At 73.2% G+C, this 21,366-nt stretch carries 16 protein-coding genes; 9 read left to right on the plus strand and 7 right to left on the minus strand.

Annotated elements, in window-relative coordinates; all coding sequences use genetic code 11:
- Nucleotides 1-122 precede the first annotated feature (122 nt).
- The 3 genes from ABZX30_RS07770 to ABZX30_RS07780 are packed head-to-tail and all read right to left on the minus strand — an operon-like array spanning nt 123 to nt 2,764.
- Nucleotides 123-1,280 (minus strand): acetyl-CoA C-acetyltransferase, encoded by a 1,158-nt coding sequence (locus ABZX30_RS07770; RefSeq protein WP_355930145.1) that lies wholly within the window; start codon nt 1,278-1,280, stop codon nt 123-125.
- A 23-nt stretch (nt 1,281-1,303) separates the two neighbouring features.
- A complete protein-coding gene (locus tag ABZX30_RS07775) occupies nt 1,304-1,939 on the minus strand; it encodes a TetR/AcrR family transcriptional regulator (RefSeq protein ID WP_355930146.1) in 636 nt (211 codons plus the stop codon).
- A gap of 39 nt (nt 1,940-1,978) precedes the next feature.
- Nucleotides 1,979-2,764, minus strand: a complete 786-nt coding sequence (locus tag ABZX30_RS07780) for an SDR family oxidoreductase (protein WP_355930149.1) — start codon at nt 2,762-2,764, stop codon at nt 1,979-1,981.
- Nucleotides 2,765-2,825: 61 nt separating this feature from the next.
- Between ABZX30_RS07780 and ABZX30_RS07785 the strand changes: the two genes are divergently transcribed.
- Together ABZX30_RS07785 and ABZX30_RS07790 are read left to right on the plus strand one after the other, a co-directional pair.
- Entirely contained in the window at nt 2,826-3,965 is a 1,140-nt protein-coding gene (locus ABZX30_RS07785; RefSeq protein WP_355930198.1) for an acyl-CoA dehydrogenase family protein, read from the plus strand.
- Nucleotides 3,965-4,921 (plus strand): acyl-CoA dehydrogenase family protein, encoded by a 957-nt coding sequence (locus ABZX30_RS07790; RefSeq protein ID WP_355930152.1) that lies wholly within the window; start codon nt 3,965-3,967, stop codon nt 4,919-4,921. Before ABZX30_RS07785 ends, ABZX30_RS07790 begins: the two co-directional genes overlap by 1 nt.
- A gap of 6 nt (nt 4,922-4,927) precedes the next feature.
- Here the strand turns inward: ABZX30_RS07790 and ABZX30_RS07795 are convergent, their stop codons facing one another.
- Nucleotides 4,928-5,650, minus strand: a complete 723-nt coding sequence (locus ABZX30_RS07795) for a VWA domain-containing protein (protein ID WP_355930154.1) — start codon at nt 5,648-5,650, stop codon at nt 4,928-4,930.
- A gap of 211 nt (nt 5,651-5,861) precedes the next feature.
- Here ABZX30_RS07795 and ABZX30_RS07800 point away from each other — a divergent pair, with 211 nt between their 5' ends.
- Nucleotides 5,862-6,680: a rhomboid family intramembrane serine protease gene (locus ABZX30_RS07800; RefSeq protein ID WP_355930201.1), complete on the plus strand. Its 819-nt coding sequence runs from the start codon at nt 5,862-5,864 to the stop codon at nt 6,678-6,680.
- A 122-nt stretch (nt 6,681-6,802) separates the two neighbouring features.
- On the opposite strand, the gene ABZX30_RS07805 is transcribed toward ABZX30_RS07800, so the two are convergent.
- From ABZX30_RS07805 to ABZX30_RS07815, 3 genes are all read right to left on the minus strand, one after another.
- Nucleotides 6,803-8,266: a glutamate synthase subunit beta gene (locus ABZX30_RS07805; protein WP_355930156.1), complete on the minus strand. Its 1,464-nt coding sequence runs from the start codon at nt 8,264-8,266 to the stop codon at nt 6,803-6,805.
- Nucleotides 8,259-12,866 carry a glutamate synthase large subunit gene (gene gltB / locus ABZX30_RS07810; RefSeq protein ID WP_355930158.1) on the minus strand — a complete coding sequence of 1,536 codons (4,608 nt, stop codon included), beginning with the start codon at nt 12,864-12,866 and terminating at the stop codon, nt 8,259-8,261. The genes ABZX30_RS07805 and gltB overlap by 8 nt, the downstream gene beginning before the upstream one ends.
- A gap of 383 nt (nt 12,867-13,249) precedes the next feature.
- Entirely contained in the window at nt 13,250-13,981 is a 732-nt protein-coding gene (locus ABZX30_RS07815; RefSeq protein WP_355930160.1) for a VIT1/CCC1 transporter family protein, read from the minus strand.
- 241 nt (nt 13,982-14,222) lie between these two features.
- Here ABZX30_RS07815 and ABZX30_RS07820 point away from each other — a divergent pair, with 241 nt between their 5' ends.
- The 6 genes from ABZX30_RS07820 (at nt 14,223) to ABZX30_RS07845 (ending at nt 21,256) form a co-directional block, all read left to right on the plus strand.
- Entirely contained in the window at nt 14,223-15,338 is a 1,116-nt protein-coding gene (locus ABZX30_RS07820) for an ADP-ribosylglycohydrolase family protein (RefSeq protein WP_355930163.1), read from the plus strand.
- A gap of 258 nt (nt 15,339-15,596) precedes the next feature.
- A complete protein-coding gene (locus tag ABZX30_RS07825; protein WP_355930164.1) occupies nt 15,597-16,712 on the plus strand; it encodes an ADP-ribosylglycohydrolase family protein in 1,116 nt (371 codons plus the stop codon).
- 8 nt (nt 16,713-16,720) lie between these two features.
- Nucleotides 16,721-17,896, plus strand: coding sequence for an ADP-ribosylglycohydrolase family protein (locus ABZX30_RS07830; RefSeq protein WP_355930165.1), 1,176 nt, complete (start codon nt 16,721-16,723; stop codon nt 17,894-17,896).
- A complete protein-coding gene (locus ABZX30_RS07835; protein ID WP_355930167.1) occupies nt 17,884-19,257 on the plus strand; it encodes an ADP-ribosylglycohydrolase family protein in 1,374 nt (457 codons plus the stop codon). Before ABZX30_RS07830 ends, ABZX30_RS07835 begins: the two co-directional genes overlap by 13 nt.
- Entirely contained in the window at nt 19,254-20,447 is a 1,194-nt protein-coding gene (locus ABZX30_RS07840; protein ID WP_355930170.1) for a CoA transferase, read from the plus strand. Before ABZX30_RS07835 ends, ABZX30_RS07840 begins: the two co-directional genes overlap by 4 nt.
- A complete protein-coding gene (locus tag ABZX30_RS07845) occupies nt 20,444-21,256 on the plus strand; it encodes a CoA ester lyase (protein WP_355930173.1) in 813 nt (270 codons plus the stop codon). The genes ABZX30_RS07840 and ABZX30_RS07845 overlap by 4 nt, the downstream gene beginning before the upstream one ends.
- Nucleotides 21,257-21,366: the final 110 nt, after the last annotated feature.

Raw genomic sequence — 21,366 nt, forward strand, 5'->3', positions numbered from 1 at the left:
TGGACCCCACCCCGACGACCCCCTCGCACCGCTCGGCCCCAGGGGGCCTCCCAGGCTTCGAGGGCCTGCGTCGGACTCCGTCCGCCGGACAGCGAAGCCACGCTCGCACCACCCCCGGGGAATCACATGCGCTCGATGATCGTCACATTGGCCTGGCCACCGCCCTCGCACATGGTCTGGAGTCCGAACCGGCCGCCGGTGCGTTCCAGTTCGTGCAGCAGGGTGGTCATCAGGCGGGCGCCGGTCGCGCCGAGCGGGTGGCCGAGGGCGATGGCGCCGCCGTTGACGTTGACCTTCTCCGGGTCCGCGCCGGTCTCCTTCAGCCAGGCCAGGACGACGGGGGCGAAGGCCTCGTTGATCTCGACGAGGTCGATGTCGTCGAGGGTCATGCCGGTCTTCTTCAGGGCGTGCGCGGTGGCCGGGATGGGCGCGGTGAGCATGCGGATGGGGTCCTCGCCGCGCACGGAGAGGTGGTGCACGCGGGCACGCGGGCGCAGGCCGTGCTCCCGTACGGCCCGCTCCGAGGCCAGCAGCAGGGCCGCGGCGCCGTCGGAGACCTGGGAGGAGCAGGCGGCGGTGACGGTGCCGCCGTCGATGACCGGCTTGAGCGCGGCCATCTTCTCCAGGGAAGTGTCCCGGCGCGGGCCCTCGTCCGCGGTGACGTCGCCGTAGGGCACGCTCTCCCGGGCGAAGCGGCCGTCGTCGGCGGCGCGTACCGCCCGCCGGTGCGAGCGCAGGGCGAACTCCTCCTGGTCCTGGCGGCTGATCCCCCATTTCGCGGCGATCATCTCGGCGCCGGCGAACTGGTTCACCGGGCGGCTGCCGTAGCGGGCGCGCCAGCCCTCGCTGCCCGCGAAGGGGCCCTCGGTGAAGCCCAGGGGTTCGGCGGCCTGCCGGGTGGCGAAGGCGATCGGGATCTGCGACATGTTCTGCACGCCGCCCGCGACGACCAGATCCTGGGTGCCGGAGAGCACGGCCTGCGCGGCGAAGTGCACTGCCTGCTGCGAGGAGCCGCACTGCCGGTCGACGGTGACGCCCGGCACCTCCTCGGGCAGTCCGGCCGCCAGCCAGCAGGTCCGGGCGATGTCGCCCGCCTGCGGGCCCACCGCGTCCAGGCAGCCGAAGACGACGTCCTCGACGGCGGCCGGGTCCACTGCCGCGCGGGCGACGAGCTCCTTCAGCACGTGCGCGCCGAGGTCGGCCGGGTGGACCCCGCTGAGCCCTCCCCCGCGCCGCCCGACGGGTGTGCGGACCGCTTCGACGATGTAGGCCTCGGCCATGAAAACTCCCTCGCAGATAAGGGCTATTCGCGTACGGCGATCCCGTCCAGCACCATCGACAGGTACTGCCGGGCGATCTCCTCCGGGCTGTGCTGTCCGCCGGGCCGGTACCAGGACGCGGCGACCCACACGGTGTCGCGGACGAACCGGTAGGTGAGCCGGACGTCGAGGTCGGCCCGGAAGACGTGCGCGGCGACCCCGCGTTGCAGGGTGGACAGCCACGCCTTCTCGAACTTGCGCTGCGATTCGGCGAGGAACGTGAACCGTTGCTGCGCGACCAGTTGCTTGCTCTCCTTCTGGTAGATCGCGACGGCGGCGCGGTGCCGGTCGATCTCCCGGAAGGACTCGGTGACGAGTGCCTCGAGCGTCTCGCGGGGCCCGAGCCGGGCGGCCAGGACGGTGTCGTAGCCGTCCCAGAGTTCGTCGAGGAAGGTCCGCAGGATCTCCTCCAGCATCGATTCCTTGGAGTCGAAGTGGTAGTAGAGGCTGCCCGCGAGCATGCCCGCGTGGTCGGCGATCTTGCGGACGGTGGTGGCGTTGTAGCCCTGCTCGGCGAAGACCTCGGCGGCGGTGTCCAGCAGTTCGCGGCGGCGGTCGTGAGCGGCGGCGGCCCCGGGCCTGCTCGCGGCGGTCACCTGGGGCTTCTTCTTGGTCGGCACGGGACCATTGTCGGCCCAGGGCCCTTGTGACGACGGGCCCTAGGCATGCTGGCTGCTCACGGAGACGACCTCGCCGGTCAGGTACGAGGAGTAGCCGGACGCCAGGAACACGATCACGTTGGCCACCTCCCAGGGCTCGGCGTACCGCCCGAAGGCCTCGCGCGCGGTCAGTTCCGCCAGCAGTCCGGGCGTCGTCACCTTGGCCAGGTGCGGGTGCATGGCGAGGCTCGGCGCGACCGCGTTGACCCGCACCCCGTACTCGGCCGCCTCGATCGCCGCGCACCGGGTCAGCGCCATCACCCCGGCCTTCGCGGCGGCGTAGTGCGCCTGCCCGGCCTGGGCGCGCCAGCCGGCCACGGAGGCGTTGTTGACGATCACGCCGCTCCTGGTCTCCTTCATGGCGCGCAGGGCCGCCCTGGTGCAGCGGAAGGTGCCGTTCAGCGTCACGTCCAGGACGCGGGACCACTGCTCGTCGGTCATGTCGACGAGGTGCGAGGTCCCGCCGAGCCCGGCGTTGTTGACGACGACGTCCAGTTGCCCGTGTGCCTCCACGGCCGTGTCGAACAGGGCCCGCACCTGGGACTCGTCGGTGACGTCGCAGGGCAGGGCCGCCACGGCTCCGGGGAATTCCCGGCTCAGCTCGGCCTCGTGCTCCTTCAGCCGGCGGGTGTGCGCGTCGCTGATCAGGACGTGTGCGCCCTCCTCCAGGAAGCGGCGTGCGGTGGCCCCGCCGATCCCTGCGCCGGCAGCCGCGGTGATGACGGCGGTGCGCCCCTTCAGCAGCCCGTGCCCGGGCTCGTAGGCCGGGCTCTCGACGCCTGTCATAGGGCCACGCTAACCTACCAAACACTTGTTAGGGAAGATGCGGAAGGACGGTGACGCGACCGTGGACCTCACCCACGATCCGGCGGACGAGCGGTTCCGCGCCGAGGCCCGGGCCTGGCTCGGGGCGCATGTGCCCAGCCGGCCGCTGCCGTCCCTGGAGACGGCGGAGGGCTTCGCGGCCCACCGCGCGTGGGAGGCCGAACTGGCCGCGGACCGCTGGTCGGTCGTCGACTGGCCGGCGGAGTACGGCGGACGGGACGCCGGCCTGCTGAGGTGGCTGGTCTTCGAGGAGGAGTACTACCGGGCGGGCGCGCCGGGCCGGGTGAGCCAGAACGGCATCAGCCTGCTGGCGCCGACCCTCCTCGAGCACGGCACCGAGGAGCAGCGGGCGCGCGTGCTGCCGCCCATGGCGACCGGTGAGGTGGTCTGGGCGCAGGCGTGGTCGGAGCCGGAGGCGGGCTCGGATCTGGCCTCGCTCACCTCCAGGGCGTCACGCACCGACGGTGGCTGGCTGCTCAGCGGGCAGAAGACCTGGTCGTCGCGGGCCGCGTTCGCCGACCGCGCCTTCGGCCTGTTCCGCAGCGACCCGGACGCCCCGAAGCCGCACCAGGGCCTGACCTACCTCATGTTCGACCTGCGCGCCTCCGGCGTCACGGTCCGTCCGATCGGCCGTCTGGACGGCAAGCCCGCCTTCGCGGAGCTGTTCCTGGACGAGGTGTTCGTGCCGGACGCGGACGTGATCGGCGAGCCCGGCCAGGGCTGGCGGATCGCGATGTCGACGGCGGGCAACGAACGCGGCCTCACCTTGCGCTCCCCGGGCCGCTTCCTCGCCGCCGCCGACCGGCTGCACGCCCTGTGGCGGGAAGGGGGCGGTCCGCACTGCGCACGCGCCCGCGTGGCCGATGCCCTCGTGGGCGCCCGCGCCTACCAGCTGTTCACCTACGGGGCCGCCTGCCGCTTCCTCGACGGGGACCGACTCGGCCCGGAGTCCAGCCTGAACAAGGTCTTCTGGTCCGAGTACGACCTGGCGCTGCACGAGACCGCCCTCGACCTCCTCGGTGTCGAGGGCGAGTGGGCGGACTCCGCCTGGTCGCAGGGGTACGTCTTCGCGCTCGCCGGTCCCCTCTACGCGGGCACGAACGAGATCCAGCGGGACATCGTCGCCGAGCGCCTGCTCGGCCTGCCGAAGGGACGCCGCTGATGCGCTTCCTCCTCGACCCCGAGCAGCGCGCCCTCGCCGACTCGCTGCACGCGATGCTGACCGCGGCCGGCACCCCGTCGGTGATCCGGGACTGGAGCAGCGGCGACCACACGAGCGGGCGGGCGCTGTGGAACCGGATCGCCGAGGCGGGGGTGTTCGGACTGGCGGTCGAGGAGGCGTACGACGGGATGGGCGCCCTGCCCGTGGAGCTCGCGGTCGCCTTCGTGGAGCTGGGCAGGCACGCGGTGCCCGGCCCGCTGGTGGAGACGGTGGCGGCCGCCGTGCTGCTCAGCGGGCCGGGTCTGGCCGAGCGGTTCCTGCCCCGGCTCGTCGCGGGCGGGACGATGGCCACGGTCGCCCTCACGGAGTACGCCCTGGACGGCGACGCGGCGGCCCTCCACCTCGCCCTCTCCCCCGACGGCCTGCGCCGCTCGCCCGGGCCCGGCCCGGTCCGCGCCTGCCTGGACCCCGCGCGCCGCCTCACCGCGCTCACCCCGGGCGGCGAACTCCTCACCCGCGAACCGCACGTGGCGCGGGCCGTGGTCTGGGCCCGGCTGGCCACCGCCGCGCAGGCGCTGGGCGTCGGGCTCGCGCTGCTGGACAGAACCCTCGCGTACGTCAAGCAGCGCACCCAGTTCGGCGTCCCCATAGGCTCCTTCCAGGCGGTGAAGCACCGGCTGGCCGACGCGAAGATCGCCCTGGAGTTCGCCCGTCCCCTTCTCTTCGGTGCCGCCCTGACGATGGATCCGGTGGACGTGGCCGCCGCCAAGCTGAGCGCGTGCGAGGCGGCGTACGGCACGGCCCGTGCGGCGCTGCAGCTGCACGGCGCCATCGGCTACACGGCGGAGTACGACCTGTCCCTCTGGCTGACCCGCGCCCGGGCCCTGCGCACCGCCTGGGGCGGCCCGGACGAGTGCCGGGACGTGGTGCTCGGCGGGGGTGGCGGCCGCTGGTGAGCCCCGTCAGTCCGCGACGATCCCCGCGGCCCGGGCGGCCACCAGCCACGTGGGGAACTCACCCACCAGACGGTCGTACAGTTCGGCGTCGGGCACGGTCCGCGGGTCGGTGCCCGCGGGGAAGAACCCGGCGTTGTCGACGGCGCGCTTCTGCGGCACGGCCAGCTCGTCGAGTCCGCGCAGGAACCCAAACTGCTTGCCGCCGGGGTCGCCGAAGCCGATGAACTGCCAGAACAGGGGCAGCTTCGCCGCCTTGCACAGGTACCGTTCGGCGGCGAGCTTGTCGGCCGGACCGCCGTCGGTCTGGAAGACGACGAGGGCGGGGTCGCGGGAACCACTGTCGAGGTAGTGGTCGAGCACGGCGTCCATCGCCAGGTGGTAGCTGGTCCTGCCCATGTGGCCGAGCCCGGCCGCGATCCGCCCGACCCGCCCGTGGTGGTCGGCGAGGGAGATGTCGGTGACCGCGTCGATGCCGGTCGAGAAGAACACCACCGGCACCCGGCCGTCGTCGTCCAGGTGGGCGGACAGGCCCAGCACGCGGTCGGCGAGCGCCTGCACGCTGCCGTCGTCGTAGTACGGCTTCATGGAACCGGAGTAGTCCACCACGAGGTAGACGGCGGCCCGCAGCCCGTCCAGACCGTGCCGGGCGAGGGACGCTCCGGCGCTCTTGTACAGGCTGACCAGCGCGGGCGCCGTCTGCTCCACCCTGCTGAGACTGATCGCGACCATGGCCCCACCTTCCCACCCGGGCCGCACCGTTCGCTATCTTGATCGCCGCCGTCCCCACCGGCTCATCCGTCCCCACCCTTCCGAGGAGCCGGCCGTGGCACCCGAGTCAGCCGAGTCCGCCCAGTCCACCGAGTCCACCCAGCCCCCCGGGCCCGGCGCGTCCGCCGGACCGGCCGCGCCCGCCGTCACCACCTGCTACCGCCACCCCAAGGTGGAGTCCCACGTCCGCTGCACCCGCTGCGACCGCTCCATCTGCCCCGCCTGCATGCGGGAGGCCGCCGTGGGCCACCAGTGCGTGGAGTGCGTGAAGGAGGGCGCCCGGTCGGTGCGCCAGGCACGGACGGCGTTCGGCGGGCGGATCACCGCCGTGCCCCTGGTGACGTACGTGCTCATCGGGCTGAACGTACTGGCGTACCTGACGGAGCTGGTGCGGCCGTCGGTCGTGGGCCGGTTCGGGATGCTGGGCACCGTGCCTGCGGGCTACCTCCCGGAGGGTGTCGCGCACGGCGAGTGGTACCGCCTGCTGACCGGCGCGTTCCTGCACAGCCCGCCCACGGACGGCACGTTCGGGATCCTGCACATCGTGATGAACATGGTCGCGCTGTGGAACATCGGCCGGGTCGTCGAAGGGCAGCTGGGCCGCGTCCGCTACCTCGCCCTGTACCTGCTGTCCGCGCTCGGCGGCTCGGTCCTGGTCCTGCTGCTCGCTCCGCAGGACCTCGTGGTCGGCGCGTCCGGGGCGATCTTCGGGCTCGGCGCCGCGTACTACGTCATGGCCCGCCGCCTGGGCTCCGGCATGGACGACGTCAACCGCTTCATGGGCGGTCTGCTGCTGTGGCTGCTGATCTCCGCCGGCCTCACCTCCTGGCAGGGCCACCTCGGCGGCCTGCTGGCGGGCGGCGTGCTGACACTGGCGTACGCGTACGCCCCTCGTGACGGCCGGCGGACGCTGGTGCAGGCGGGGGTGTGCGTGGCGCTGCTGGCGCTGCTGCTGGTGCTGACCTGGGCGAAGGCGTCCGCACTGGCCTGAGGAGAACTGCCCTGGGAAAGGCGGCGGCGCCTGCCCGAGGTCCGGTCGGGGACTGGGGCAGGCGCCGTCTGTGTTCCGTACGCCGTTGTACGGGACGTCTGTGGGGGGTCACCCCATGGCCGTCAGACCGTCAGCGCACGGTCCGTCGGGCGGATCGGGGCCGGCAGCTCGCTCGCTCCGGTGAGGAAGCGGTCGACGCCGCGGGCGGCCGAGCGGCCCTCCGCGATGGCCCACACGATGAGGGACTGGCCGCGGCCGGCGTCGCCGGCCACGAACACGCCCGGCACATTGGTCTGGAAGTCGGCGTCGCGGGCGATGTTGCCGCGCTCGTCGAGGTCCAGGCCGAACTGCTCGACCAGGCCGTTGTCACGGTCGGTGCCGGTGAAGCCCATCGCGAGGGTGACCAGCTGGGCGGGGATCTTGCGCTCCGTGCCCGGCTTCCGGGTCAGCTTGCCGTCGACGAAGTCCACCTCGGCCAGGTGCAGCCACTGCACGTTGCCGTCCTCGTCGCCCTCGAAGTGGGTGGTGGACACCGAGTAGATGCGCTCGCCGCCCTCCTCGTGGGCCGAGGTGACCTTGTAGAGGATCGGGAAGGTCGGCCAGGGCTGGTTCGTCGGGTGCCGCTCGTCGTTCGGGCGGGGCATGATCTCCAGCTGGGTGACGGAGGCCGCGCCCTGGCGGTGGGCGGTGCCCACGCAGTCCGCGCCGGTGTCACCGCCGCCGATGACGACGACGTGCTTGCCCTCGGCCGAGATCGGGGCGGTGACGTAGTCGCCCTCCTGCACCTTGTTGGACAGGGGCAGGTACTCCATCGCCTGGTAGATGCCCTTGAGCTCGCGGCCGGGCACGGGCAGGTCACGGGCGGTCGTCGCGCCGACCGCCAGCACCACCGCGTCGTACCGCTTCTTCAGGTCGGTCGACTTGAGGTCGCGGCCGATCTCGATGCCGGTGCGGAACCGGGTGCCCTCCGCGCGCATCTGCTCGATACGGCGGTTGATGTGCCGCTTCTCCATCTTGAACTCGGGGATGCCGTAGCGCAGCAGGCCGCCGATGCGGTCCGCGCGCTCGTACACCGCGACCGTGTGGCCGGCCCGGGTGAGCTGCTGGGCCGCGGCCAGGCCGGCCGGGCCCGAGCCGACGACGGCGACGGTCTTGCCGGACAGGCGCTCGGGGATCTGCGGGGCGACGTCCCCGGTCTCCCACGCCTTGTCGATGATCGAGACCTCGACGTTCTTGATGGTGACCGGCGGCTGGTTGATGCCCAGCACGCACGCCGACTCGCAGGGGGCCGGGCAGAGGCGGCCGGTGAACTCCGGGAAGTTGTTCGTCGCGTGCAGACGCTCCGAGGCGGCCGCCCAGTCCTCGCGGTAGGCGTAGTCGTTCCACTCGGGGATCAGGTTCCCCAGCGGACAGCCGTTGTGGCAGAACGGGATGCCGCAGTCCATGCACCGGCTGGCCTGCTTGCTGATGATCGGCAGCAGGGAGCCGGGGACGTAGACCTCGTTCCAGTCCTTGACGCGCTCTTCGACGGGGCGGGTCGTGGCGACCTCACGGCCGTACTGCAGGAAGCCCTTGGGGTCAGCCATTGATCGCCGCCTCCATCATCTTCTCGTGGGTCTCGGTCTCGGTGAGACCGGCTCGCTCGGCGGCGTCCTTGGCGGCGAGCACTGCCTTGTACGTGCTGGGGATGATCTTGCTGAAGCGGGCCGCGGCCTGGTCCCAGTCGGCCAGCAGCTTCTCCGCGACCGTCGAGCCGGTCTCCTCGGCGTGACGGCGCACCACGTCGTGCAGCCACTGCTTGTCGGCGTCGTCCAGCGCCTCGACCGAGCCGAGGTTGCCGGCGTTGACGTTGTGGCGGTCGAGGTCGATCACGTAGGCGACACCACCGGACATGCCGGCCGCGAAGTTGCGGCCCGTCTCGCCGAGGACCACCGCCTGACCACCGGTCATGTACTCGCATCCGTGGTCGCCCACGCCTTCCGAGACCACCAGCGCGCCGGAGTTGCGGACGCAGAACCGCTCACCGGTACGGCCGCGCAGGAACAGCTCGCCGCCGGTCGCGCCGTAGGCGATCGTGTTGCCCGCGATCGTCGAGTACTCGGCGAGGTGGTCGGCGCCCCGGTCCGGACGGACGATCACGCGGCCGCCGGACAGGCCCTTGCCGACGTAGTCGTTGGCGTCGCCCTCCAGACGCAGCGTGACACCGCGCGGCAGGAAGGCGCCGAAGGACTGGCCCGCGGAGCCGGTGAAGGTGATGTCGATGGTGTCGTCGGGCAGACCGGCACCGCCGAACCTCTTCGTCACCTCGTGGCCGAGCATGGTGCCGACCGTGCGGTTGATGTTGCGGATGGCGACCTGGGCGCGCACCGGCTGGGCGTCGGTCGCCGAGTCGGCGGCCAGCGCGTCGGCGGCGAGCTTGATCAGCTCGTTGTCCAGCGCCTTCTCCAGGCCGTGGTCCTGAGCGACCACCTGGTGGCGCACCGCGCCCTCGGCCAGCTCGGGCACGTGGAACAGCGGCTCCAGGTCCAGGCCCTGCGCCTTCCAGTGGTCGACGGCACGGGTGACGTCGAGCGCCTCCGCGTGGCCGACGGCCTCCTCGATGGAGCGGAAGCCCAGCTCGGCGAGGATCTCGCGGACCTCCTCGGCGATGAACTGGAAGAAGTTCACCACGTACTCGGCCTTGCCGGAGAAGCGCTCGCGCAGCACCGGGTTCTGGGTGGCAACGCCGACCGGGCAGGTGTCCAGGTGGCAGACGCGCATCATGATGCAGCCGGAGACGACGAGCGGGGCGGTCGCGAAACCGAACTCCTCGGCGCCCAGCAGCGCGGCGATGACCACGTCACGGCCGGTCTTCAGCTGGCCGTCGGTCTGCACGACGATGCGGTCGCGCAGACCGTTGAGCAGCAGGGTCTGCTGGGTCTCGGCCAGGCCGAGCTCCCAGGGGCCGCCCGCGTGCTTCAGCGAGGTCAGCGGGGAGGCGCCGGTACCGCCGTCGTGGCCGGAGATCAGCACCACGTCCGCGTGCGCCTTCGACACACCCGCGGCGACCGTGCCGACGCCGACCTCCGAGACCAGCTTGACGTGAATCCGCGCCTGCGGGTTCGCGTTCTTCAGGTCGTGGATCAGCTGGGCCAGGTCCTCGATGGAGTAGATGTCGTGGTGCGGCGGCGGGGAGATCAGGCCGACGCCCGGGGTCGAGTGCCGGGTCTTGGCGACCCACGGGTAGACCTTGTGGCCGGGCAGCTGGCCGCCCTCGCCGGGCTTGGCGCCCTGGGCCATCTTGATCTGGATGTCGTCCGCGTTGACCAGGTACTCGGAGGTCACACCGAACCGGCCGGAGGCGACCTGCTTGATGGCCGAGCGGCGCGCCGGGTCGTACAGGCGCTCGGGGTCCTCGCCGCCCTCACCGGTGTTGGACTTGCCGCCCAGCTGGTTCATGGCGATGGCGAGGGTCTCGTGCGCCTCGCGCGAGATGGAGCCGTACGACATGGCGCCGGTGGAGAAGCGCTTGACGATCTCGCTGGCCGGCTCGACCTCGTCGATGGAGATCGGCTGCCTGCCCTCGGCACCGCTCTTGAAGCCGAACAGGCCGCGCAGCGTCATCAGCCGCTCGGACTGCTCGTTCACGCGGTCCGTGTACTTCTTGAAGATGTCGTACCGGCCGGTGCGCGTGGAGTGCTGGAGGCGGAAGACCGTCTCCGGGTCGAACAGGTGCGGCTCGCCCTCACGGCGCCACTGGTACTCGCCGCCGATGTCCAGCGCGCGGTGCGCGGGAGCGATTCCGGAGGCGGGGTAGGCCTTGGCGTGGCGGGCGGCGACCTCCTTGGCGATGACGTCGATGCCGACGCCGCCGATCTTGGTGGCGGTGCCGTTGAAGTACTTCTCGACGAAGGCCTCGTCGAGGCCGACGGCCTCGAAGACCTGGGCGCCGCGGTAGGAGGCGACGGTGGAGATGCCCATCTTGGACATGACCTTCAGCACGCCCTTGCCGAGGGCGTAGATCAGGTTGCGGATGGCCTGCTCGGGCTCCATGCCCGGCAGGAAGGTGCCCGCGCGGACCAGGTCCTCGACGGACTCCATCGCCAGGTAGGGGTTGACCGCGGCGGCCCCGTAGCCGATGAGCAGGGCGACGTGGTGGACCTCGCGGACGTCGCCGGCCTCGACCAGCAGGCCCACTTGGGTGCGCTGCTTGGTGCGGATGAGGTGGTGGTGGACGGCCGCGGTGAGCAGCAGCGAGGGGATCGGCGCGTGCTCGGCGTCGGAGTGGCGGTCCGACAGGACGATCAGACGGGCGCCGTTCTCGATGGCGGCGTCGGCCTCGGCGCAGATCTCGTCGATGCGCGCGGCGAGGGCGTCACCGCCGCCGGAGACCCGGTACAGACCGGAGAGGGTCGCGGCCTTGAAGCCGGGCATGTCGCCGTCGGCGTTGATGTGGATGAGCTTGGCCAGCTCGTCGTTGTCGATCACCGGGAAGGGCAGCAGGACGGACCGGCAGGAGGCGGCCGTCGGGTCGAGCAGGTTGCCCTGCGGGCCCAGCGCGGAGCGCAGCGAGGTGACCAGTTCCTCGCGGATGGCGTCCAGCGGCGGGTTGGTGACCTGCGCGAACAGCTGGGTGAAGTAGTCGAAGAGCAGCCGCGGGCGCTCGGAGAGGGCCGCGATCGGCGAGTCGGTGCCCATGGAGCCGATCGGCTCGGCGCCGGCCTTGGCCATCGGCGCCAGGATGACGCGCAGCTCCTCCTCGGTGTAGCCGAAGGTCTGCTGGCGGCGGGTGACCGAGGCGTGGGTGTGGACGATGTGCTCGCGCTCGGGCAGGTCGCCCAGCTCGATCTCGCCGGCCTCCAGCCACTCCGCGTAGGGGTGCTCGGCGGCGAGCTGCGCCTTGATCTCGTCGTCCTCGATGATGCGGTGCTCGGCGGTGTCCACGAGGAACATGCGGCCGGGCTGGAGGCGGCCCTTGCGGACGACCTTGGCGGGGTCGATGTCGAGGACGCCGACCTCGGAGCCGAGCACGACGAGGCCGTCGTCGGTGACCCAGTAGCGGCCGGGGCGCAGGCCGTTGCGGTCGAGGACGGCACCGACCTGGGTGCCGTCGGTGAAGGTGACGGTGGCCGGGCCGTCCCAGGGCTCCATCATCGTGGAGTGGTACTGGTAGAAGGCGCGCCGGGCCGGGTCCATGGAGTCGTGGTTCTCCCACGCCTCCGGGATCATCATCAGCACGGAGTGCGGCAGCGAGCGGCCGCCGAGGTGCAGCAGTTCGAGCACCTCGTCGAAGGACGCCGAGTCGGAGGCGTCGGGCGTGCACACCGGGAAGATGCGCTCGATGGCCTTGTCGTCGGACCCGAAGAGGTCGGATGCCAGCTGGGACTCGCGGGCGCGCATCCAGTTGCGGTTGCCCTTGACGGTGTTGATCTCACCGTTGTGCGCGACGAAGCGGTACGGGTGTGCGAGCGGCCAGCTGGGGAAGGTGTTCGTGGAGAACCGGGAGTGCACGAGCGCGATCGCGGAGGCGAAGCGGCGGTCGGACAGGTCCGGGAAGAAGGGCTCGAGCTGGCCGGTGGTCAGCATGCCCTTGTAGACGATCGTGCGGGCCGACAGCGACGGGAAGTAGACGCCCGCCTCACGCTCGGCGCGCTTGCGCAGGACGAACGCCTTGCGGTCCAGCGCGATGCCCTCGCTGGCTCCGGCGGTGACGAACACCTGCCGGAAGGCAGGCATGGTGGCGCGGGCGGTGGGGCCGAGCAGTTCCGGGGCGACCGGGACCTCGCGCCAGCCGAGGACCGTCAGGCCTTCCTCGGCGGCGATCGTCTCGATCTTCGAGACGGCGTCCTGGGACTCCTGCTCCGGCAGGAAGGCGATACCGACGGCGTACGAGCCCGCCGCGGGGAGGTCGAATCCGGCCACCTCGCGGAAGAAGGCGTCCGGCACCTGCGAGAGGAGGCCCGCGCCGTCGCCGGAGTCGGGCTCGGAGCCGGTGGCGCCGCGGTGCTCGAGGTTGCGCAGAACCGTGAGCGCCTGCTCGACCAGCGCGTGGCTCGCCTCGCCGGTGAGGTTGGCCACGAAGCCGACGCCGCAGGCGTCGTGCTCGTTGCGGGGGTCGTACATACCCTGCGCAGCAGGGCGAGCATCCATGAACGACCAGTTCTGGCCATTCGCGGAATGCTGGGACGGCTGGCGCGGCGTACGCATCGGCTCTCCCGTCGTCGTCATGTGGCATGTGCAAGTGCCGAGGGACGACGCTGGCCCTCTGCGTGAGTGCAAAATTTCGTGCAGGTTACATGATGGAGCGGTTCTCGGGAAGCGGATACCGCGTTCCAACATGCGGACACCACGAGGTGGCGGACGGGGGGTACCGCACGACGTGGTGGAGGTGTGGGGTGACCGGTCCGGACACGATCGGTCGGATCGGTGTCGGTCGGCCCGAGGGGTGGGGAAAGGCGTCTTCGCCCGCCCCACGGGTGCACGACAGGCGTCATTGCCGGCAGCGCTTACGGCTCATGCCCGGTGGTTAAGCATTCGAAACCAGCGAGTAACGGCTACTTATACGGCCCATCGCATAAGTAGCGGCCTTACTATCCTACGGCCGTTCCGAACAAACTGCCCAGGACGTACGTCACACCGGCCGCGGCGCCGCCGAGCGCGAGCTGCCGCAGCCCACTGAACCACCAGGTGCGCGCGGTCACCCTGGCCACCACCGCGCCGCAGCCGAACAGCCCGGCGAGGGCCAGCAGCACGGCCGGCCACAGCACGGTCGCGCCCAGCAGGTACGGCAGTACGGGCAGCAGGGCGCCCAGCGCGAAGGACCCGAACGAGGACACGGCCGCGACCAGCGGCGACGGCAGGTCGGCGGGGTCGATGCCCAGCTCCTCGCGGGCGTGTATCTCCAGTGCCTGCTCGGGATCGCGGGACAGCTGCCGGGCCACCTCGCGGGCCAGCTCCGGCTCGACACCGCGCGCCTCGTAGAGGCCGGCCAGCTCGGCCTCCTCGGCCTGGGGGTGCTTGCGCAGCTCACGGCGTTCGACAGCCAGCTCGGCCTCGACGAGTTCGCGCTGCGAGGCGACGGAGGTGTACTCACCGGCCGCCATGGAGAAGGCCCCGGCGGCCAGGCCGGCGAGCCCGGTGATCACCATGGTGTGCGGGCCGACCGAACCGCCCGCGACGCCGGTCAGCAGGGCGAGGTTGGAGACCAGGCCGTCCATCGCGCCGAAGACGGCGGGGCGCAGCCAGCCGCCGTTCACATCGCGGTGCGTGTGGTTGTCGCGGTGCGCCTCGTGCAGCGCCGCCTCGGTCTCGATGATGGCCATACGGGGTCCCCCCAGGGAAGCTTAGCCAAAGCTAACTTTGGACGAGTTCTACTTTTCGACAACGCTGAATCTACGCCGTGAATTCCTCTCCCGCCAGCAAGGAAAGGCTCGGCTAACCTGCGGTTTTGGCCCCGACCGGGTGACTTGGCGGCGGCGGAGGCGCTACCGGGCCGCTCCCGTGGGACACCTCCCGCAAAGGGCTCCGCGCCCCGGGCGGAGCTCCCCCGGAGGTGAGGCCCGCATGGCATCGGCCCCTGTCGCACCGGCTCCTGTGGCACCGGCGGCGTCGGTCCGCGAACGGGCGCGCGGCGCACTGCTCGGTCTGGCCGTCGGGGACGCGCTCGGGGCACCGGCCGAGAACATGAAGCCCTCCGAGATCCGCGCCCGCTGGGGCCGCATCACCGGATACGTGACCGAGAGGCCGGCGGGCACGGACGACACCGAGTACGCGATCTTCTCCGGCCTCCTGCTGGCCCGGCACGGCTCGGCGCTCACCCCGGCCCACGTCGAGGCGGCCTGGCACGAGTGGATCGCCGACGGCCACGAGGGGCCGTTCCGGGGCGCGGGCTTCAGTGAGCGCGGCACCCTGGAGAACCTCCGCCGGGGCCTGGCCGCCCCCATCTCCGCCCAGCACCGCCACGCGTGGAGCGACGGCCTGGCGATGCGGGCGGCACCCTTCGGGGTGTTCGCGGCGGGCCGCCCGGCCGAGGCGGCCCGGCTGGTGGCGATCGACGGTTCGGTCAGTCACGAGGGCGAGGGCATATACGGCGGCCAGGCGGTGGCGGCCGGGGTCGCGGCGGCGATGGCGGGCGCGCCGGCCGTCGCCGTGGTGGCCGCCGCCCTCGCGGTGGTCCCGGAGGACTCCTGGACGGCCCGCTCCCTGCGCCGGGCGGTGGCCGTCGCGCACCGCGGGGAACGCGCGGTGCGGTCCGCCGTCGTCATCGGCGGCTACCCCTGGACCGACCTGGCCCCCGAAGCGGTCGCCCTGGCCTTCGGCGCGTACGCGGCGGCCGACGGCGACCTGCGGGAGGCGGTGCTCACGGCCGTGAACATGGGCCGCGACGCCGACACCACGGCCGCGGTCGCGGGAGCCCTGGCCGGGGCGACGCAGGGCGTCTCGGCGATCCCCGCCGACTGGGCCGCCGCGATCGGCCCGGCCCGCGGCAGCTGCCTGCCCTCCATGGCGGGCCACCACGTGCTGGACGTGGCCGAGCTGCTGGTGCCGGAGGAGGGCGGGAAGTGGGGGGCGGAAGTGGTGGTCCCCGACTTCCTGCCGACGGTGGAACAACTCCTCGACGCCCGACGCCTGCTGGCCACCGCCGGTGCCGGTGACCTGGACAGCGAGGTACGGCCATGACCCGCCGCGCCGAAGCCCTCCACCCCGGCCCCGCCCACCGCGGCCGCCTCCCCACCCAGGCCGGCCATCCCGGCGGTGGCCGCCCGAGCACCACCGCCCGTGCCGGGGAACCGAACAGCGAGGTACGGCCATGACGCGCCGGAACGAAGACCCCCACCCCGGACACGCCACCGCCGGACACGCCACCGCCGGCTGCCCCACCGCCGGCTGCCAGGTCGGGCCCGCGGGTGCCGGGGCGCCGGGGCGCGAGGTGCGGTCGTGAGCCGCCGGGTCGAAGGGCTGCTCCTCGGGCTCGCGGCCGGGGACGCCGCCGGGTGGCCGGCCGCTCGGCACCGGGCCGCCCGGATGCCCGAGTGGACCCGGCGGCTCACCCGCGAGCTGGACACCTTCGCCGAGCACAACGCGACGACCACGCTGCCGGTGCCGATCGCGCTGAACCAGCCGCCGGAGCCGCTACGGCTCGGCCCTTCCGACGACGCCGAGTGGGCGGCGTTCGCGGCGGAGGCGGTGCTGCGCGCCGGGGACGACAGCGCGCTCGGGGACCTGAGCCGGGACCGCCGGATGCGTGCCGCCATCGACCTGACCTGGACCGCCGTCGCCTCCGAGGTCGCGGCGGCCGCCGAACGCGCCCCCGAGGTGGAGTCGGCGGTGCTGCCGCTGCGCGCCCGGATCTCGGTCCGCGCCGGACTCGGCAACCTCGCCGCCGGCCTGCGCCCGCCCGCCACCGGCCACGACAACCCGCACTACTTCGACGACGCGGCCTGTGTACGGGCCTGCGTGCTCGCCGTGGCCCACCCCGGCGATCCCGCACGCGCCGCCGACCTCGCCGAGTTCGACGCCCGCTACACCCAGGACGGCGACGGCGTGCACGGCGCCCGGGCGATGGCGGCGGCCCTGGCGCTGGCGCTCGCCGGGGCCGGGGCCGGGGCCTGCGTGGCGGCGGCGCTCGCCGAGCTGCCCGCGGGGACGGAGATCGGCCGCAACGCCCGCCACGCGCTGGCCCTCGTCGAGGACACCGACACCGCCTTCGGCCTGGTCCCGCTGCTCGAGCACCAGATCGTCGACCACGTCTACAGCTACGGCATCGCCGCCGCCGAGACCGTCCCGGTCGCCCTGGCCCTGGCCACCGCGGCCCGCGGCCGGATCGGCGAGGCGGTCCCCGCCGCGGCCTGTCTGTCCCGGGTCGCCGACTCCGCCCCCGCCCTGGTCGGTGCCCTGACCGGCGCGCTGGGCGGCGGCGGGGCGATCCCGCGGGCCTGGCGGGACGCCTGCCGCACCCTCTCCGGCTGCGCCCTGCCCCGCCTGACCGGCACCGACCTGGTGGAACTCGCCGGACTCCTGGAAGCCACGCAACGGGACCGACCAGGAGGATGATTCGGGATATGTTGCCCAAAGGAGAAGAAAGCAGCGGGGCCGGCCTGGACGAGCGGATCACCGGGGCGCTGGTCGGCGCCGCCGTCGGCGACGCGCTCGGCGGCCCCGTCGAGGGCTACTCGCCCGACCAGATCGCCGAGCGCCACGGCGGCCGCGTCCACGGCATCGTCGGCCCCTGGAACGGCGAGGCCTGGCGCACCGCCCGGCCGATCGCGCCGTACCACAAGGGCGACGGGCACGTCACCGACGACACCCTGATGACCCATGCCCTGGTCCGGGTGTACGCCCGGGTCCGCGACCACCTGGACGCTTACGCGATCGCCGACCACCTGGTCCCCGACCTGATGACCACCCCGCGCTGGATCCCGGAGCTGGAGGCGGAGGCCCTCCCGCTGCAGCGGATCTTCCTGGCGGAGAAGTGGCTGGTGGCCCGGCTGGCCTACGGTCACGCCGACCCCCGGGAGGCGGGCACCGGCAACATCGTCAACTGCGGCGCGGCGATGTACATGGCCCCCGTCGGCCTGGTCAACGCGGCCCACCCGGCGGCCGCGTACGCCGAGGCGCTGGACGTCGCCGGCGCGCACCAGTCGTCGTACGGCCGTGAGGCGGCCGGGGTGTTCGCGGCGGCGGTGGCGGCGGCGGCCACGCCGGAGGCGACACCGGAGGCGGTGGTCGCCGCGTGCCTGGACCTGGCGAAGGACGGCACGCGGGAGGCGATCGACCGGGTCTGCCACGTGGCGAGCGGCCACCGGGACTTCGAGTCGGCGCTGGTCCCGATCCGGGAGGCGGTCGCCCCCTACGACACGGTGGGCCCCGACTACCGCAACCCGTCGCTCGCCGCCCGCCGCCCCTCCCGTCTGCACTCGATCGAGGAACTCCCCGTCGCCCTGGGCATGCTGCTCGTCTCCGGCGGCGACTACCGGCAGGCGGTCCTGGGCTGCGTCAACTACGGCCGGGACTGCGACTCCACCGCCACGATGGCGGGCGCCCTCGCCGGCGCCCTCGGTTCCCCGGTCCCGGAGGACTGGTCGAAGGCGGTGGCCGAGGCCAGCCGCCTGGACCTGTGGGAACCGGCGCGCGTACTGGCCGGGGTGACCCGGGAGGTGTTCGCCCGGGACGTGAGCCGCCGCCGGTCCCACGAGGCGGCCTTCGCCCGGCTCGGGGGCACCGGATGCTCCGCCTGACCTGGGTCCAGCCGGAGGACCTCCTGGGCCACGAACTGTGCCAGGCCCGCCAGGACGGCCGTGAGCCGTCGGCGATCGCGGCACGCTGGAGGGCGGCGGGCGGCCGGGAGGCGCCGGCCCGGGCGGGGGCGTCGGCGCGGCCGGCGTCACGCTACCTGCGGCTGCTGGCGGAGGACCTGCTGGACGAACTGGCCGACCTGCCCAGCCGGTTCGCGGAGGACGAGCCGACGGACCTGACGCGGATCAGGGCCGCCTGTCCCGCCTGGCCCACCCGGCTCGCGGGCGGCCGTGCCCCCACCCCGCGCGCCCTGGAAGCCGCCTGGCTCGGCAGGGCCGTGGGCTGCCTCCTCGGCAAACCGGTGGAGAAGCTCCCCCTCGAGGGCATCCGCCGGCTGGCCCGCTCCACCGGCAACTGGCCCCTGCACACCTGGTTCACGGCCCGCGGAGTCCCCGCCGGGCTCACTCGGGCGTACCCCTGGAACCGCCGCTCGGCCGGCACCTGTCTCGCCGAGAACATCGACGGCATGCCCGAGGACGACGACCTCAACTACCCCCTGGTCAACCTCGTCCTCCTGCGCCGCCACGGCCGCCGTTTCACCACCGCCGACGTGGCCGGACTCTGGCTGGACGAACTCCCGCCCGGCCGTACCTTCACCGCCGAGCGCCTCGCCCTGCGTAACCTGCTCACCGGCGTCGAGCCCCCGCACACCGCCCGCCACCGCAACCCCTTCCGCGAATGGATCGGCGCCCTGATCCGCGCCGACGTGCACGGCTGGACCAACCCGGGCGACCCGGCCGCCGCCGCCGGACAGGCCCATCGGGACGCCGTGCTCACCCACACCGCCAACGGCGTCTACGCGGCCATGTTCACCGCGGCCACCATCGCCGCGGCAGCCACCGGCACCCACGACGTCCACGCCTGCCTGCGCATCGGCCGCACGGTGGTCCCGCCCCGCTCCCGGCTGGCCGGGGCGATCGACCACGCCGTCCGGCTGGCCCGGTCCCACCAGGACTTCGACGAGGTCGTGGACGCGCTCCACGCCACCCACTCCCCCACCTACCACTGGGTGCACGCCATCCCCAACACCGCTCTCATCGCCGCCGCCCTGACCCACGCGGACGGCGACTTCACCGGTTCGGTCTGCCGGGCGGTGTCGGGCGGCTGGGACACCGACTCCAACGGCGCCACCGCGGGGAGCATCGCCGGTCTGCTGGCCGGCTCCCCCGACGCGCTCCCGGACCGCTGGACGGCACCGCTGAAGAACCGCCTCGCCACGTCCGTCGCCGGCTTCGACGGCACCGGCTTCGACGCCCTCGCCCACCTCACCCACTCGCTCACCCGTGCGGAGGTCCCCGAGTGAGCACCGGACAACCGCTCAGCGGTCTGCGCGTCCTCGATCTCGCCACCCTCTTCGCCGGACCGCTGGCCGCCACCCTGCTCGGTGACTTCGGCGCCGAGGTCGTCAAGGTCGAGCACCCGGCGAAGCCCGATCCGTCCCGCGGCCACGGTCCCGCCAAGCACGGCGTCGGGCTGTGGTGGAAGCTGCTCGGCCGCAACAAGCGCACGATCACCCTCGACCTGTCCAAGCCCGGCGGCCGGTCCACCCTGCTCCGCCTGGCCGCCACCGCCGACGTCCTGATCGAGAACTTCCGCCCCGGCACGCTGGAGAAGTGGGACCTGGGCTGGGAGGAGCTGTCCGCCGCCAACCCGCGCCTGGTCCTCACCCGGGTCACCGCGTTCGGCCAGTTCGGGCCGTACGCCCACCGCCCCGGTTTCGGCACCCTCGCCGAGGCGATGAGCGGCTTCGCGGCGATCACCGGGGAACCGGACGCCCCGCCGACGCTCCCGCCGTTCGGCCTCGCGGACTCCATCGCCGCGCTGGCGACGGCGTACGCCGTCATGACCGCGCTCGCGGCCCGGGACCGCACCGGCGCCGGCCAGGTCGTCGACATGGCGATCATCGAGCCGATCCTGACCGTGCTCGGTCCCCAGCCCACCTGGTACGACCAGCTCGGATACGTCCAGGAACGCACCGGCAACCGGTCCGCCAACAACGCCCCGCGCAACACCTACCGCACGGCCGACGGCTCCTGGGTCGCCGTGTCCACGTCCGCCCAGTCGGTCGCGGAGCGGGTGATGCGGCTGGTGGGCAGGCCGGAGCTGATCGACGAGCCGTGGTTCGCGACGGGCGCCGACCGGGCCGCGCACGCCGACGTGCTGGACCGGGCGGTCGGCGACTGGATCGCCGGGCGGACCCGCACCGAGGTCCTGGCGGCCTTCGAGAAGGCGGAGGCCGCGATCGCGGAGATCCAGGACGTACGGGGCGTGCTGGCCGACCCGCAGTACCAGGCGCTGGACACCGTCACCACCGTCGACGACCCGGAGCTCGGCCCGCTGCGCATGCAGAACGTCCTCTTCCGGCTGTCCGCGACCCCCGGCGCGATCCGCTGGGCGGGCCGCCCGCACGGCGCGGACACCGAGGACGTGCTGACCGAACTGGGGCTCACCCCGGACGAACTGCGCGTCCTGCGCGAGGAGGGCGCCTCGTGAGCGCCTTCCCGCTGACCTGGCTGTACGCCCCCGGTGACCGTCCGCATGTGGTCACCAAGGCGCTGTCCTCCGGCGCGGACGTCGTGGTGGTCGACCTGGAGGACGCGGTCGCCCCCGACCGCAAGGCGTACGCCCGCGCCGCCACGGCCGAGTTGCTGTCCGGGCCCCAGCCGGTCCCCGTGCACGTCCGGGTCAACGCGCTGGACGGGCCGTGGGCGGCTCAGGACGTGCGGGCGGTGGCCGGGCTCGACGGGGTGGCCGGGCTGCGGCTGCCCAAGGTGACCTCGGCGCAGGACGTGGCCGGCGTGGCCGAGCGCACCGCGCTGCCCCTGTTCGCGCTGCTGGAGAGCGCCCTGGGCATCGAACGGGCCTACGCCGTCGCCGCCGCCCACCCGTCGCTGCGGGGCATCGCCCTGGGCGAGTCGGACCTCCGGGCCGACCTGGGGGTGCGGGACGACATGGGCCTCGACTGGTGCCGGTCCCGGGTGGTCGTCGCGGCGCGCGCGGCCGGGCTGCCCCCGCCGCCCCAGTCGGTCCACCCCGACATCCGCGACCTGGAGGGCCTGAGCGCCTCCTGCGCGCACGGCCGCGCGCTGGGCTTCCTCGGCCGGGCCGCGATCCACCCGCGCCAGCTCCCGGTGATCCAGCGGGCCTATCTCCCCACCCCGGCGGAGCTGGAACAGGCCGAGACGATCGTCAAGGCGGCCATGACCGACCTGGGCGCGCAGGCCCTGCCGGACGGCCGCTTCGTCGACGCGGCGGTGGTGGCGGCGGCCCGGCGGACGCTGTCGCTGGCGGACAGGTCCTGAGACCCGGCGAGGGCGCCCGTCCTCGCGGCGGCCGCCGCATGGGTACAGGTGCCACATGCGGCCGCCGCCGCGTGGCGGGCGCCCTCGTCGCCGTCCTCGCCGTGCGGCCG

The sequence above is a fragment of the Streptomyces sp. NPDC004542 genome (assembly GCF_040610035.1).
Classification (GTDB): Bacteria; Actinomycetota; Actinomycetes; order Streptomycetales; family Streptomycetaceae; genus Streptomyces.